This window comes from Bacillus swezeyi (assembly GCF_030908325.1).
Taxonomy (GTDB): Bacteria; Bacillota; Bacilli; order Bacillales; family Bacillaceae; genus Bacillus; species Bacillus swezeyi.
Genome location: NZ_CP133085.1, coordinates 1,049,461 through 1,062,846, shown reverse-complemented (window position 1 = coordinate 1,062,846; position 13,386 = coordinate 1,049,461). Strand labels below are relative to the sequence as shown.

Here is a 13,386-nt window from a genome sequence, read left to right as displayed (position 1 = left end):
AAGATTATTTTGTCATTATATCAGACATCTATGAACAAGTGGTAAAAAAATGATATTCCCTAGGGAAGAACAAGGGTTCATTTGCCATTTTATGAAGTTTGCCTTGTCGGGTCATACTTTTTCAAATCAATGCCAGGATCTTCACCATATGCTAAAGATGCAGCGAGCGCCCCGGCATAAGGTCCAAACGTCAGCCCTGAAGGTCCGAAGCCTGTCGCCGCAATCAAACCCGTCCCGGCAATGTTGCCGAGCAGAGGTAGACAATCCTTCGTCAGCGGACGAAAGCCGATCCTCACTTCACCGACTGTTGCGCTGTGAAGTCCCGGTGCAACAGCCAAAGCTTCGCGAAGCACTTCCTGCAATCCCCCGGCCGTCATTCTGTAATCAAATCCCGTGCCGCTTTCTCTTGTCGCCCCGGCTACGACCCGGGAATCGGCAAATGACACGATATAATGGTCTGTATCCGGTAAAACAACCGGCCACTTGTCAGTATCTTGATCAGGCATCTTTAAATGAACAATCTGCCCGCGCTGGGGCTCTAGATGAAGATGAATACCCAAAGGCTGGGTCAGTTGATTCGTCCATGCCCCGGCGGCCAATATCACTTTGTCTGCGCAAATAAACTGCCCGTCCACCCTCGCCCCGTTTAGGCGGCCCTGATGAAAAGACAGCTCTGCCTTGCCTTCTTGCAGAACGGCGCCGCGCTTTACGGCTGCCTGAAGAAGAGCATTCCGCAGGAGATGGCCGTCAACGCGGGCTGCTCCGGTGATATGAATGGCTTCCATCCCTTCTGCAAGCGGGGGGAAAAGCTTTCTTGCTTCCTTATTCGATAGTCGGGCGATTTCGCCTGCTCCCGGCTCAGCTTCTGTTTGTTCTCTTAATTTTCTTTCAATTCGGCCGAGTGCTTCCAGATCCCTGCTGACGCGAAGCGCACCCGTTTTTCCATACCCGAATTCGGCTGCTCCGTCTTCTTTAAGCTGTGAAACAAGTGAGGAATAATATCCGACTCCCTCTTTTGCCAAACGATACCAGTCTTCACCTCTGGATGAAAACCACAGACAGATAATGCCCGCTCCAGCCTTCGTTGATTGGCCTTTATGCCCTTCATCCAAAACCGTCACATCTGCTCCTTTTTTCACTAGATGATATGCTGCGCTTGCACCGGCAATTCCCGAGCCAATGACGATCGCTTTCATTTCATCATTCCTTTCTGAAAGAAACGTTTAATGCAGCAGTCCATGATCTCCTGTCAATAGATCCACAAACGAAGACTTTTCGGTCTGAAATAAATGCAAATGGCTGCCATAATGCTCAATCCATTCTAAAACAACACGCTCTGTCAGTTCTTTTCCTCTATACGGATGGCCGGCTTTGGCAAATGTCGATTCGAAATCCTCCCACAGCAGTTCAATCCATGTTCTGGCTTGTGCATAGCTCAGCATATAATTTTTTTCGAGAAGCGCATTTGTCAGCTTTTCAAAGTGTGCTTCCACCTTGAATATTCCCTCCTTCCCTTAGGAAAAAACTTTCTTTTTGAAAACGTCGTCCATTTCATATACTAACCTTACGTCTTCTGAACCGAAGACGCAAACATTTTGGACTTGAATGGAGGAGCCCTAAAAAGATGCGAAATAAATCGAGAGGCTTTCCGAACATGAATAACAATAAATTTGAAGGTGAGCCCCGGGCCAAAGATGATTTTGCTTCAAAGCGCCCTGACGGAAGCACAAATACTCATCCGCAAGAAAGAATGAGAGCTTCCGGCAAACGCTAAATTATTCTGGGATGGAGTGATTTTCTTTGTGTGCAAACCGCAAGCCGTATACAAATGATTTTTACCAGATGAAAACGCAAAACTATCCGCAGCCATGGGCCAACACAAAGCATGCGCGCGCACAGGTGAACGGAGAAACGCAGCAAACACAAGACCTTATGATTCTCCAGCGCAACACGCGCATCCGTACAAGATAACAAAATACGCATGAAAAGGGTTAAGCTATGTCTTAATCCTTTTCTTTTAACAAAGAAATCGGCAGGGCCTCTTCATGATCGGGTGTATTGAGTCGGTGCCCCCAGGCGAAGACGCCGTTTAAATAGCGAATGTAAAAATCCTCTTCCGCCCCTTCAATTTCGTAAATGACATCGGGTTTATAATCGGCCGGATCGAGAAGATATGCTTTTGCCATTGCAATTTTCCGCTCATGGACGGCCAGTTCATTGACGATTCCCATTTGCTCAGCCTTTCTCGCCTTTTCTGTCAGGACTCCGATTTCCCTTTGCAATTCGTGCTCTGTCATTTCGCTGTATCTTTTCTCCATTTTCCTCATCCCTTTTCATCCAAAAATTGGTCAATCATATCAATCGAAAAACCTTTTCTAAACAAATACTGCTTGACCTTCATCTTCGTTTCGTAAGAACCGTCATAGCTGTAGCGCCGCATGGCTTTTTCTCCCTGCTTATACAGAGCTTCTCTTTCTGCATCATGTTCGTTTTCATAATCCGTCTCCAAAAGAGCGGCCGAGATGACATCGAAGGAGAATCCCTTGCGAATGAGCTGCTGTTCGATCGCTTGTTTCGTCTCTTTAGAGGACAGTTTTTTTCCTTTTTTCACTACTTTTCCGGCATGCTTAACGGCTGTTTCAACCTGTTCCGAAAAGGTAAATGAGCCTAGCGCTTCCTGGATGATGTCATCATCAACACCTTTTATTCGAAGCTCCCTGTAAAGAACGTCTGGCCCTTTGCCGCTCGTTTTGCGGTGGGTGCTGACATATGCCGCCGCAAATTCCCGGTCGTCCAAATATTGATATTCGTTCAGCATATGTATGATTTCTGTCACCGCAGAATCTGGGACGCCTTTTTTCTTGAGATGGTCTTTGACTTCTTTCGTTGAGCGCATCCTGTAGGATAAATAATCAAGCGCTTTATTAAACCCTTTGCGGATGTCATCGCCATACTGGATTTCGATGACGTCAAGCTCATCGAGCTCCTTCCCTTTCCGCAGATCAAATTTGACGAGAATATCCAGGTCAACGCTGAACGCGTATTTTTCATCCAGAAATATATTAACCCGCTCTTCATTGTTTTTCTGAGAAGAAATTTTTGTAATATAAGGCATAAAAGCTCCCTTCTTTCGTTTTCTTCTTTTAAAATGAGGTAAAGGATCTCCAAAAGGGAGTGATCATGATGAAAATTGCAATCGCCGGCGGAACAGGCTTTATCGGCAAGCACCTGTCAAACGCTTTAACCGCCGGGGGACATCACGTTTATATTTTATCAAGAAATCCGGCGGAAACGGAACAAAAAAACCTTTCTCATGTTCTTTGGCAAAGAAACGGCGCCCGGCCTGAAACTGAACTGCCTGAAATCGACGTGTGGATCAATTTGGCCGGAAAATCGCTTTTCGGCCGCTGGACTGAAAAAACAAAGACGGAGATTGTGAACAGCCGCCTTCGCTCTGTGCAGGAGTCCGCGCGTATCATCGAAAAGCTGGATGCAAAGCCGAAAGTCCTCATTCAAGCAAGCGCTGTCGGGATCTACGGGACGAGCCTTGACCAAACATTCACAGAAGATTCGGCTGTTTCAAACCGCGATTTTCTGAGCCGGACGACGACTGCCTGGGAAAAGGAAGCGGGACAAATCGAAGCGCTTGGAATTCGCACCGTATACATGCGTTTTGGCATGGTTCTCGGAAAAGACGGCGGAGCGCTTCCGAAAATGACGCTTCCTTATCAACTGTTTGCAGGAGGGCGAATCGGTTCAGGCCGCCAGTGGATGCCGTGGATTCATATTGATGACGCGCTCGGCTTGATTCAGTCGGCGATGGATAACCAGCAGCTGTCAGGCCCGATCAATGCCACAGCTCCAAATCCCGTGCAGATGGAGGCATTCGGAAAAACAATCGCCAAGGTGAAAAAACGGCCGCATTGGATTCCGGTTCCCGAATTTGCGATAAAAGCCGTCCTGGGTGAAATGAGTCTGCTGGTGCTAAAAGGACAGCGCGTTCTGCCGAAAAAGAGCCTATTAAACGGTTATCATTTCTTGTATCCCGAATTGGAAGACGCCCTGAAGGATCTTCTTGTATAAGAGAATGTATTTCCCGCAAAAGCCTTGTCGCTTTTCGCCTCCCAGCTGCGTAAAATGTAGAAACCATTAGCAGCAGATGTGAATAGGGAAGGCAAATGGTGCGCCACCAGATCTTCTGGTTTTAGTGGGTTCGATTCCCACCCCGAATTTTTTAATGCTTGAGCAAGAAACGGCGGATGTTTTTTTCCGCAAATTAAAAAATTTCGAGGGTGGCTGGAGCCTGTTTGCAACTGGAAGACCGCCCTCACATTAAGGAGGGGCTGCCATGCTGAAAAAACGAGAAATGACCGACTGCTCTGCGCTTTTTGAACTTATGATCCATCCGGAAGTCTTCCCTTTTGTCAGAAATAAAGCAGAGACCATTGAGGAGTATATGTTTCACGTCAAAAACATGATAGAAGAGGAAGAACAGGGAAAGCTGATATCCCGTACGATTCTCGATGAATGGGAAAATCCGATCGGCTGCATCAGCTTGTATGACATAGAGGGGAATGAGGGGTTTCTTGGCACTTGGCTCGGCAGGACTTTCCACGGCAAAGGCTATAACCAGCGGGCAAAAAACGCGTTTTTCTGCGAGCTTTTTTACGAGAAAAATATTGAAACGGTTTTGATGAAAATCAGAAAAACAAACACACGCTCACTTAAAGCGGCAAAAAAGCTGCCATATGCCATCCAGGCTGACCCTGAAAGGCTGAAAGAGGCTGATTGCGGAGCATTTTACCTATTTGAAATACCGAAAGATTTGTACTCTTTATACAGCATGAGAACGTTTGAAGACGAAAACCGCCGGCTAAAAGAAGCTTAATCCTGTATAAATGCCTCTGAAACGGACAGCCTGTGAATAATCTGATCTTATAGGAGGCTTTAAAAATGGCTGACAAGAAAAAACGAGAGCGCTTCAAATCCCCCCTGAACAAAACACAGGAAGTCAGATATTCGCGGGAATTTAAAAGAGCGGAGCGCGCTGCCAGGGAAAAATCGTAATGCATAGCGGCTGTCTGATCAGCGAACAATAATCACGACCGGCCGATTATTGATGAGGAGTGATCACATGGGCAGAAATGCAATCCACAAAAACCGGGATAAAAATAAACAAAAGCTTCCGCAAGTCCCTGATCAGTATAAAAAAGAAACTGACGGTGTTTATGAGGAATATTCAGCAGAACTCGCAGATCAGGATGACCGCGAAGCACAGGCTCGCATGCAGGCGGCCGACAAGCGCGCGGAGCAGCGGCAATCGAAGTAGCATAGAGAAAGCCCGGAGCTGCCGGGCTTTCTTTTTTATAAAATTTCAGTCAATAGCTGCGCCGCCGGCGTGCGTTTTTCCCCATTAGGAATTTCCGCCGGGTATCCGATCTGCAATAAAGCGGCAACCCGTTCATCACTGTGCAGCCCCATTAATTGATGAAGCGTTTGGCTGTAGAGTACTTCTCCGCTTTTCCATACCATGCCGATGCCTTTTTCCCAGGCAAGCAGCTGAAAGTTTTGGATCAAACAGCTGACGGCCGCGAAGTCATCCTTTCTGATCCGCTCATTTTCGTCTTCTTTCATCAGGACAAACAGAAAAGCCGGAACACTTAAGATATGCTCCCTGAACTTTTTGATTTGTTCCTCTTTCATATTCGGCTTAAGCTCTTTAAATGCTGCTTTTAAATTGTCGGCATGCTTCTTTTTTCCGCTTTCCGACCCGATATAAATAAACCGCCACGGCTCTGTCAGCCGGTGATTCGGAGCATAAACCGCATCTTCCAGCAGCTCAATAACCATCTCTTTAGGCACCGGATCCTGCTTAAATTTACGAATCGTTCTTCTATTTCTGACGCAATCGCGTATACTTTGAGTCTGCAAAGTGTCGTTCATTTTGCCGTCCCCCTTAAATGAAAATGATTATCATTGTTGATTATAAAGTTTTATTTTCAGGTTTGCAATCATCATCCATTCCATAAAAAAAGACAGCGCTCTATCCGAGCGCCGGCCTATTACACCTCAAAGCTTTGTTTTTCCGCAAAAACAGCGGTTCCTGTCATTTGCACCTTCATGTCTCCGTTTTTTTCAATGACCTCGATTTTCACCTTTCCGTCTTTACCGATTTCCTGGCCTTGTTCGATGAGAAACACTGTCTGCCCTTCTTTGCTGAATGTTTTTCCGTACGTTTTCATATAAGCGCCCATCACGCCAGACGCCGTCCCGGTAACAGGATCTTCACTTGTTCCAGAATAAGGCGACGAAAAATGTCTGCCGTGAAGCTGGCAGTCCTGATGGATCGTTTCTAAGCAGAATGGGTGGACAGATGCACGGGGCATATCCGCTAAAACGTCCGGAAATTCAGCCTGCACCGGTTTCATCCTCCGGCAGGCCGCCAAATCTTTAACAGGTACAAGCAATGTCCAAATCCCTGTGCTTCCGTAAACGATGGGCAATGCTTCATGAAAGTCTTCCTCACTGATCCCAAGGACTTCCGCCAATTTGGCGCGGTCTCCTGTAAATGGCCGAAAGCTTGGCGGCGCCTGCTCTAATGTTGCGAAAAAACGTTTTTCTATGTCATCATAACCGGTCTTAACGGAAAGATGGCCCGCTTTTGTTTCAATTTTCAGCTCCATGCCGTGTTCAATCCCGCCTTTCTCATAAAGCGCATAGAGCGAAGCCACAGTCGCATGTCCGCATAAATTCATTTCATGGCCGGGCGTAAAATAGCGAATCCGAATGTCAGCCGAACGGCTCGGCAGCAAAAAAGAAGTTTCGTTGTATCCGGTTTTTTCGGCGATCTGCTGCATCTCGTCAGCAGCCAGATGCTCCGCGTCAATGACGACCCCCGCCGGATTCCCTTTACCCACCAGCTTTGAGAATGCGTCATATCTGAGTACTTCGACACGTTTCATTTCCATCCCCCGTTTGTTCCATATCGATTTCCAGTCATTTGCAGTATATCGTTTTCTGCCGCTTCTTACAACGAAAAGAGCCGTTGTCAAACGGCTCTCACTTCGCTCTTCTCCCAATCAGCCTTGTCACCAGAATCATCGTCACAGGAAGGGATCTGTTTTTCCGGTAGGCTAAATATTTCCCCCGCCATACCGGCTTATATTTTTCTTTAAAGGACCGCAGGCCGCTGAAACTGTACATATAGCTGACATTGTTGAAAATTACGGCGGCAAGCCGTTCCGTCCAAAACGACTGCAAGGATGTGCCCACATTTGATAAAGGAGCCATTCCCATATTGAATGTCGTGTAGCCCTGCTCTTTTCCCCATTGAAATAAATAGATGAACAGCGCATCCATGATTCCTTTTGGCGCTTTTTCCGAGTAGCGCATCAAATCGATGGACATTTCGCCTTCACGGTACATCGGCATGATATTCATAAATGCGATGATTTCGCCTGCTTCATCTTTTAATACAGCAATTGGCGCTTTTTGCAAATATTCTTCTTTAAAAAACCCTAGTGAAAAGCCTTTTTCTTTTTTTCGTCCGAGCCATTCATCAGATATGTGCCGCAGTTCATGAAGGAATTCTTGGGAAAATGGAGGTTCTTCGACATGAAACGTATACCCCTCCCTTTCAAAACGATTGTATATCGCTCTTAAGCCGGCCCGTTTTTTGCCGCTGATCGTAAACGTGTCGAGATCGACAATCGCCTCTTCTCCGAGCTTGAAAAAACGGTAGCCGAAGTCGTGGTAAAGCGCCATATCTTCCCGTTCAATCTGATAGAAGGTGACGAGATATCCTTTTTGATCTGCCAGATGCAGAAATTCTTTTAAAATAAGCGGAAAGGATTCCTTTAGTCCGGATGGGTCGCCGAGAACAACGAGGCGCTGGCCGATTTTGGCAAACTGAATCAGCGCGTTCCCGTCGCTGGAATAAAAAAAGCGCTTGTCTCCCAAAAAACCTAAGTGGCTCAAAGCATTCCCGCCTTTTTCTTGCAAAAATTTCTCCAGTTTCGCAGAATCGGTCTCTTCGCCAACCTCTTTTGTTTTTCTGTTGTATATGGTGATCAATACGGCAAAAAACAGCGGTACAAAGAATAAAGCAAAAACGGTCGCAAAGTTGACATGCCGTTCACTGTGAATAAAATAATCTCTGGTCAGGATATGGCCGAGCCCCTCCCAAATCTTTGAGGCAATGATATTGTAGTTCAACAGGGTAAAGAGAAAGATGAATGCCCCCCATGCGATTTGCCCAAATGTGTATACCGTCCGCTCTCTGGTGAATTGCCCTCTTAATAAAATAAACAGAATAAATACGAGAGGAATCAGAAAAACCGCGCTGATATTAAAGCCTTTAAAAAGGCTGAAAACGAAAGCAAACGCTAAAGCGGTCAGCGTCATATAATAAGAACGCTTTGTCCTTCTGTAGAGTTCCAACGGAAGAATCAGCAATATCAAGGCAAAGCTGAGAGACAGGCCGTTAAAAAACGTCAGCATATGTTTGGAAACATGCGGTATCAGCGTGACCCTGTCGATCGGCAGCGCAACCGAAACCAGGACAATCGCTCCGCAGCAAAATGAAATGACGGCAAGCGAACCATTCAGCAGCCTGAACAGCAATGCCCTATGTAAAATCAGCAAAATGTTGGTCGTTTCTATTGCCGGGGCAATAATCGGTTTTTCCTCAAGCTTTTTCATCGTATTTCCTGTCAAATCAGCCGCAGCAAAAACAAGGCCAAGCCCGAAAGGAATAAATGAATAAGCGATCCGATAAAGGACAACGGCAGTCAAAGTGATTTCTTGATCGACCCCTAATTGGTTCATGCCAATTAAAAAAAGCAGGTCGAACGAACCGAATCCGCCGGGAACAAGACTGATCATTCCGCCGACCGAAGCGATGGCAAAAACGCCGAGCACGGTTCTGGCATCCAACTCGATTCCCATCGTCACAAGCGAAAAATACATCACCGTTCCAGCTGCAAGCCATTCGATAACCGATGCACTTAAATACGAAAAAAAGTCGGATAGCTTTAAGCCTTTTTCAATGCCGCCGCTTCTTTTCTTTCTGATGATTAAAACAGCGGCCGCAGCCGGCGCAATCATAGCCATTCCGGCAACAGCCAGAAGAACCCAGGCCTTTTCAGAAAGCAGGCCTCCTGAAGGCAGCAGCCTGACAAGGACGAGAATGCTGAGAACGGAGAGGCCGAGGAGAATGGAGGAAGCTAGCCATGCGATGCCTTTGATCAGCTTTTTCACATCGCTGACATGCTCCTTATAAAGAATCGTTCGCAAGCCAGCTCCTGACAGCCCGCCGAAGCCAAGGACATTGTTAAATGAGTTGGCGATCCATGAAATCTTGACCGTTTTCCATTTGGATATCCGCATTCCAAGAGATCGAACCAAAACAAAGTCATATAAGGACATCGCCGCAATGGCAGCGAAGCCGAGAAAAACCAATATAAAAAGGTCGATTCTTTCCACATTGTTGATAATCAAAAATGTCTCTTTAAAAGATAAACCGGCCAGCTCTTTTTTTGCTTGATAAATGACAAACAGCAGAACAGCCGCGGGAAATACGATTCTTAAAACTGACAGCGCATATTTTTTCATAAAAACCACTTCTCTCCATCGCAATCCATGCATGCCGAACATGTTGAAACAAAACGGCATATTTCAGGTGTTATTGTGTGATACCCTCATTATCTTACTGCAAATCACCAGCAAAAAAAAGCGGTGCCCACAGGTGTCCTCTCCCCACCTCAGCTTTAACGATCTTTTATAAATAAAAAAACGCGCCGCGGCGCGTTTTCTTATTTCCATCCCATTCTGTCACGAAGCGATGAAATATGGGCGATATGGTGTTTCGAATGCCACACATAGAGTGCAAGGGCATGATAGAGTCTGATCTCTTCCCGGCTGTCGGGATGAAGGTACGCTTTTTCAAAATCCGCGTTTTCCAAGGCTTCAAAAAGGTCAGCCCAGCGCTGATGCAGCGCCTCTAAAAGCACGATTGACAAGTGTGGATCAAATGTCTTTGCATCAGTCAGCTCCGACCACTTTTGTTCATCAAATGTTCGGATCAGCGGCGTTTTTTCCGTCAATGCCAGTTTACAGCGAAGATAACCATTGATGTGGCTGTCAGCGATATGATGGACGACTTGCCGGACTGTCCAGCCTCCTTTTCGATAAGGTGTGTCCAACTGTGTCTCACTCAGCCCTGACACGGCTTCTTTCAGTAATGCAGGCGCTTGCCTCAGCGCCTTAATCAAATCAGCCCGTTTCCTTTTGTCCATCTGAAAGGGCGCGGTAAAGGCTCCGATTGGATATTTCAGCTGTTCCAATGTCACTCCCCCTTTAATCACAGTACACAGTACCGGAATCGCTTTTTTCCTCAAACAGAAATTTGATCTGCTCATATGTATTTCTGGCTTCTGATAATTCAGGCAAGTGCTCCAGCGGGAAAAAACCGATGTTTTTCGTTTCCATTCCGGCGGCAGCCTCTCCGCCAACAATGTCACAGGCTATAAACATTTTATACACATGAAATGCGGAAGGCGGATGATTGTGGCATTTTTTATCCATGACAGCTAAAAGCTTTTGCGCTTGTACTTTAAAGCCTGTCTCTTCAAGCGTTTCCTTGACGGCGATTTCTTTCGGAGAAAGTCCGATGTCGGCCCATCCTCCCGGCAGCGCCCATTTCCCGTCTGCTTTTTCCTGTACGAAGAGCAGCTGCTCTTCTTTAAAAATGACGGCTCTGACATCAACTTTAGGCGTTTGATAGCCTGACTCGCCTGCAAAAAGGTCTTTCACTTTTAAAAAACCGGCATCTGAATGCTCAGCGATGATTTCACAGCTTAAGTCGCGAAGTCGCTCAAAGCGTTCTTTATCAAATTCATCTTTTGTATAGGCAAGCCCCGCTTGGGCAATTGCCTGCATTTCCTTTGCCCAGTCCAGCCATTTCAGATTCTTTGTCATCTGCTAAAACACCTCACCCTTCAAATGATGCCGACCGATATACGCGATCAAGCCATTTTTTCCGTTTTTCCTCTGAGCTAACCTTTACACTCGGAAACAGCATGCGCCTCACTTGGCGTACACCGCAAAATTTTAAAATGGCGTCTTTTGCTGTAATCCAATCCGCATCACGCCGCCAAAGCCGCAAGTACCAGCCAGGAGCGTCAGCCGTATAGTAAACCGAAGCCTTGCGCGCCTTCAGCAATCCTTTTGGCAGCTTTCCTTGATATGTATAGGCTTCACCGGAAACAAACACGCGGTCTATGAAGCCTTTTAAAATCGCCGGCATTCCTCCCCACCAGAGCGGATAAATGAAAATGAGGTGATCCGCGTTTTTGATGATGTTCCGGTATTCCGCTGTTTCCGGATCGTTTTTCATTTCAGACCGCCTTTTTTGCTCATTAAATATAAGAACGGGATCAAACCGCTCTTTATACAAATCGATGACAGTATAAGACTTCTTTCCATCCTCAAGGGCTTTTACGACCTGATTTAAAATGGCGCCATTGAAACTGTTTGGATTGGGGTGTGCGTAAATGACGGCTGTTTGCATCTGGTTCCTCCTCTGTGATCCTCTTTCTCTTATGGAATTATATTGTTTATTTCAAAATATTTAAAGAATTTACACTTGGATATTGTCAGCTATTTCACAGAACTGTTGCAGAAAGGCACGGACAGCGGTGAATTTCATCCTCTTCAGCCGCTGGAAACAATCGTGAAATTTTTCATCAGTACAAACGACGCCATCATCATGCAGACGATTTATTTAGGAAAAACAAAGGCTGATACAGCGGGCCAGATCGAGGCATTGACGCATGTTCTGCAAGTACGGTGATTGTCCGCAGTCCAAAAACCCTTTCCGCCATTCGCTCAGGAAAGGGTTTTTCACATTTTATTTCTGATGCTGACGATCCTCATTCAGCTCTCTGATCATCTCTCCGCCGCCCTGTTTCTCCCATTTCCCGACGGCCTGATCAAAGCCTTTTTCATCTATTTCCCCGAGAATAAATTGAAATGTCGCATCATCGATAATCTTTTTTAATTCTGTACCCCTGGCCGTCTGTACCGCAGAGTAAAGCGGTTCCGCCGGATTCAAGACGGCGATGGAACGATTGTCTTCTTCAAGTCTTTCGTTTTTTGCGCGCAGCGGATCTTCAGCGCTTTTTAAAGATTGTTTATTGACGCCGATCAGCTGATTCAGCGGCTGAATTTCCGTTTCCCATAAATGATAGTTTTCTTGTTTTCGAAAATAGCCATCGTCTCCCTTTTTTTCATAATGGACGCCTTCGATTCCGTATAACATTAAATTGTTAAGGTCTTCTTCGGCGATTCGGTCAAAAAATGCGAGGATTTTCTTCACTTCTTCTTCTGTCTTGACGCTTGATTTAGAAATGGCGAACATTCCGCCATGGCCCCCGATCGCCCATGTATGCTCTCTGCCGTCCGGACCCTTGATTCGGTTTGTGATATCGAGCTGAAAATCGGAGTTCAAGCCAAGCCCCTGATCACGCAGATTCATCGCGTCGCTCATTGCTCCGATATAAATCCCCGCTTTTCCCTGAATGAATAATTCCTGCTGCTGCGTTTTGCTTGTAACCGCAAAATCCCGGTTCATCAGCCCTTCGTCATAAAACCTTTTCATATATTTCATCGTCTCTTTGTAAGCGCCGCTTGTGAAATCGGGAAACAGGCTCCCGTCTTGGTCCGTCCCCCACTCATTAGGCGCTCCTAAATATGATGCCATGGTTTTGAAGGCTCCGAATGTCAAATCATTGCGGTCGGCAAGACCGATCGTGTCATCCTTTCCATTTTGGTCAGGGTCATGTGTTGTGAATGCTTTTGCTATTTGATAAATATCATCTGCGGTCTCAGGCATGTCCAAACCGAGATTGTCAAGCCAGTCTTTTCGTATCACAACCCCCTGTCTCGCCAAAGGCCTTTCTCTATAAATTCCGTAAACTTTGCCATCAACCGAGATATTTTTTAAAATGGTTTTATCAAGATGTTTCAAATTCGGATAGTCTTTTAAATACGGGCCGATTTCCCAAAACATCCCTGACCGCAACGCGTTTACAACAGCTGAATCTTCAAGATTCGGCAATGTGATGATTTTAGGCATACTTCCGCCGGCAAGCGTTGTATTGATCCTTTCTTCTTTTGTTGAATCCGGAACCCAGATGAGACGAAGCTTTGTATTCGTTTTTTCTTCAATGATTTTCAGCGCTTTATCTTTCGGCGGCTGCGGCGTGTGCAGCGGGATTAGCCAGTCAAGCTCAAGCACCTCTCCCTCTTTCGTTGACGCCTGCTGCTGATGAGCACAGCCGGCTAATAAAGCGAAAATTAAGATCAGACAAAAAAACCTCTTCATAT

18 protein-coding genes are annotated in these 13,386 nt (G+C 46.1%); 7 read left to right on the top strand and 11 right to left on the bottom strand.

The window, feature by feature from the left end; translation table 11 throughout:
* Nucleotides 1-89: 89 nt before the first annotated feature.
* The gene (locus RBH91_RS04945) at nucleotides 90-1,196 is read right to left on the bottom strand and encodes an NAD(P)/FAD-dependent oxidoreductase (protein ID WP_307893690.1); all 1,107 of its coding nucleotides are present in this window, start codon (nucleotides 1,194-1,196) and stop codon (nucleotides 90-92) included.
* Nucleotides 1,197-1,223: 27 nt separating this feature from the next.
* Nucleotides 1,224-1,493 (bottom strand): YfhJ family protein, encoded by a 270-nt coding sequence (locus RBH91_RS04940; RefSeq protein ID WP_307893689.1) that lies wholly within the window; start codon nucleotides 1,491-1,493, stop codon nucleotides 1,224-1,226.
* Between the two features lie 131 nt (nucleotides 1,494-1,624).
* On the opposite strand from RBH91_RS04940, the gene RBH91_RS04935 reads away from it, so the two are divergent.
* Together RBH91_RS04935 and RBH91_RS04930 are read left to right on the top strand one after the other, a co-directional pair.
* Nucleotides 1,625-1,774, top strand: coding sequence for a small, acid-soluble spore protein K (locus tag RBH91_RS04935; protein ID WP_003179924.1), 150 nt, complete (start codon nucleotides 1,625-1,627; stop codon nucleotides 1,772-1,774).
* Nucleotides 1,775-1,800: 26 nt separating this feature from the next.
* Nucleotides 1,801-1,971 carry a YpzG family protein gene (locus RBH91_RS04930; protein ID WP_083696897.1) on the top strand — a complete coding sequence of 57 codons (171 nt, stop codon included), beginning with the start codon at nucleotides 1,801-1,803 and terminating at the stop codon, nucleotides 1,969-1,971.
* Nucleotides 1,972-2,003: 32 nt separating this feature from the next.
* On the opposite strand, the gene RBH91_RS04925 is transcribed toward RBH91_RS04930, so the two are convergent.
* Both RBH91_RS04925 and recX read right to left on the bottom strand, forming a co-directional pair.
* Nucleotides 2,004-2,318, bottom strand: a complete 315-nt coding sequence (locus RBH91_RS04925; protein WP_307893688.1) for a YfhH family protein — start codon at nucleotides 2,316-2,318, stop codon at nucleotides 2,004-2,006.
* Nucleotides 2,319-2,323: 5 nt separating this feature from the next.
* Nucleotides 2,324-3,115 (bottom strand): recombination regulator RecX, encoded by a 792-nt coding sequence (recX, locus tag RBH91_RS04920; RefSeq protein WP_307893687.1) that lies wholly within the window; start codon nucleotides 3,113-3,115, stop codon nucleotides 2,324-2,326.
* A gap of 68 nt (nucleotides 3,116-3,183) precedes the next feature.
* On the opposite strand from recX, the gene RBH91_RS04915 reads away from it, so the two are divergent.
* The 4 genes from RBH91_RS04915 to RBH91_RS04900 all read left to right on the top strand — a co-directional run bounded on the left by RBH91_RS04915 (nucleotide 3,184) and on the right by RBH91_RS04900 (nucleotide 5,329).
* On the top strand, nucleotides 3,184-4,083 hold the full coding sequence (locus tag RBH91_RS04915; protein ID WP_307893686.1) for a TIGR01777 family oxidoreductase: 900 nt from the start codon (nucleotides 3,184-3,186) through the stop codon (nucleotides 4,081-4,083).
* A 265-nt stretch (nucleotides 4,084-4,348) separates the two neighbouring features.
* Nucleotides 4,349-4,888 carry a GNAT family N-acetyltransferase gene (locus tag RBH91_RS04910; protein WP_307893685.1) on the top strand — a complete coding sequence of 180 codons (540 nt, stop codon included), beginning with the start codon at nucleotides 4,349-4,351 and terminating at the stop codon, nucleotides 4,886-4,888.
* 65 nt (nucleotides 4,889-4,953) lie between these two features.
* Nucleotides 4,954-5,067: a YfhE family protein gene (locus RBH91_RS04905; RefSeq protein WP_076762437.1), complete on the top strand. Its 114-nt coding sequence runs from the start codon at nucleotides 4,954-4,956 to the stop codon at nucleotides 5,065-5,067.
* A gap of 67 nt (nucleotides 5,068-5,134) precedes the next feature.
* The gene (locus RBH91_RS04900; RefSeq protein WP_076762436.1) at nucleotides 5,135-5,329 is read left to right on the top strand and encodes a YfhD family protein; all 195 of its coding nucleotides are present in this window, start codon (nucleotides 5,135-5,137) and stop codon (nucleotides 5,327-5,329) included.
* Nucleotides 5,330-5,364: 35 nt separating this feature from the next.
* Here RBH91_RS04900 and RBH91_RS04895 read toward each other — a convergent pair whose 3' ends face one another.
* The 6 genes from RBH91_RS04895 to RBH91_RS04870 all read right to left on the bottom strand — a co-directional run bounded on the left by RBH91_RS04895 (nucleotide 5,365) and on the right by RBH91_RS04870 (nucleotide 11,569).
* Nucleotides 5,365-5,943, bottom strand: a complete 579-nt coding sequence (locus RBH91_RS04895; protein WP_307893684.1) for a nitroreductase family protein — start codon at nucleotides 5,941-5,943, stop codon at nucleotides 5,365-5,367.
* A 119-nt stretch (nucleotides 5,944-6,062) separates the two neighbouring features.
* Entirely contained in the window at nucleotides 6,063-6,962 is a 900-nt protein-coding gene (locus RBH91_RS04890) for a PhzF family phenazine biosynthesis isomerase (protein ID WP_307894669.1), read from the bottom strand.
* Nucleotides 6,963-7,059: 97 nt separating this feature from the next.
* Complete coding sequence (gene mprF, locus RBH91_RS04885) at nucleotides 7,060-9,612, bottom strand: bifunctional lysylphosphatidylglycerol flippase/synthetase MprF (protein WP_307893683.1); 2,553 nt, start codon at nucleotides 9,610-9,612, stop codon at nucleotides 7,060-7,062.
* Nucleotides 9,613-9,812: 200 nt separating this feature from the next.
* A complete protein-coding gene (locus RBH91_RS04880; protein WP_404802476.1) occupies nucleotides 9,813-10,349 on the bottom strand; it encodes a YfiT family bacillithiol transferase in 537 nt (178 codons plus the stop codon).
* Between the two features lie 7 nt (nucleotides 10,350-10,356).
* Complete coding sequence (locus RBH91_RS04875; RefSeq protein ID WP_307893681.1) at nucleotides 10,357-10,977, bottom strand: NUDIX hydrolase; 621 nt, start codon at nucleotides 10,975-10,977, stop codon at nucleotides 10,357-10,359.
* Between the two features lie 13 nt (nucleotides 10,978-10,990).
* Nucleotides 10,991-11,569, bottom strand: a complete 579-nt coding sequence (locus RBH91_RS04870) for an NAD(P)H-dependent oxidoreductase (protein ID WP_307893680.1) — start codon at nucleotides 11,567-11,569, stop codon at nucleotides 10,991-10,993.
* A gap of 42 nt (nucleotides 11,570-11,611) precedes the next feature.
* Here RBH91_RS04870 and RBH91_RS04865 point away from each other — a divergent pair, with 42 nt between their 5' ends.
* Entirely contained in the window at nucleotides 11,612-11,851 is a 240-nt protein-coding gene (locus RBH91_RS04865; protein ID WP_307893679.1) for a hypothetical protein, read from the top strand.
* 57 nt (nucleotides 11,852-11,908) lie between these two features.
* Here the strand turns inward: RBH91_RS04865 and RBH91_RS04860 are convergent, their stop codons facing one another.
* On the bottom strand, nucleotides 11,909-13,384 hold the full coding sequence (locus RBH91_RS04860) for an extracellular solute-binding protein (protein ID WP_307893678.1): 1,476 nt from the start codon (nucleotides 13,382-13,384) through the stop codon (nucleotides 11,909-11,911).
* Nucleotides 13,385-13,386 lie beyond the last annotated feature (2 nt).

Bases quoted from the DNA above. Each gene is read 5' to 3' on its own strand.
- RBH91_RS04945 (WP_307893690.1), bottom strand. From the start codon at position 1,196: ATGAAAGCGATCGTCATTGGCTCGGGAATTGCCGGTGCAAGCGCAGCA.
- RBH91_RS04935 (WP_003179924.1), top strand. From the start codon at position 1,625: ATGCGAAATAAATCGAGAGGCTTTCCGAACATGAATAACAATAAATTT.
- RBH91_RS04925 (WP_307893688.1), bottom strand. From the start codon at position 2,318: ATGGAGAAAAGATACAGCGAAATGACAGAGCACGAATTGCAAAGGGAA.
- recX (WP_307893687.1), bottom strand. From the start codon at position 3,115: ATGCCTTATATTACAAAAATTTCTTCTCAGAAAAACAATGAAGAGCGG.
- RBH91_RS04915 (WP_307893686.1), top strand. From the start codon at position 3,184: ATGAAAATTGCAATCGCCGGCGGAACAGGCTTTATCGGCAAGCACCTG.
- RBH91_RS04910 (WP_307893685.1), top strand. From the start codon at position 4,349: ATGCTGAAAAAACGAGAAATGACCGACTGCTCTGCGCTTTTTGAACTT.
- RBH91_RS04905 (WP_076762437.1), top strand. From the start codon at position 4,954: ATGGCTGACAAGAAAAAACGAGAGCGCTTCAAATCCCCCCTGAACAAA.
- RBH91_RS04900 (WP_076762436.1), top strand. From the start codon at position 5,135: ATGGGCAGAAATGCAATCCACAAAAACCGGGATAAAAATAAACAAAAG.
- RBH91_RS04895 (WP_307893684.1), bottom strand. From the start codon at position 5,943: ATGAACGACACTTTGCAGACTCAAAGTATACGCGATTGCGTCAGAAAT.
- RBH91_RS04890 (WP_307894669.1), bottom strand. From the start codon at position 6,962: ATGAAACGTGTCGAAGTACTCAGATATGACGCATTCTCAAAGCTGGTG.
- mprF (WP_307893683.1), bottom strand. From the start codon at position 9,612: ATGAAAAAATATGCGCTGTCAGTTTTAAGAATCGTATTTCCCGCGGCT.
- RBH91_RS04875 (WP_307893681.1), bottom strand. From the start codon at position 10,977: ATGACAAAGAATCTGAAATGGCTGGACTGGGCAAAGGAAATGCAGGCA.
- RBH91_RS04870 (WP_307893680.1), bottom strand. From the start codon at position 11,569: ATGCAAACAGCCGTCATTTACGCACACCCCAATCCAAACAGTTTCAAT.
- RBH91_RS04860 (WP_307893678.1), bottom strand. From the start codon at position 13,384: ATGAAGAGGTTTTTTTGTCTGATCTTAATTTTCGCTTTATTAGCCGGC.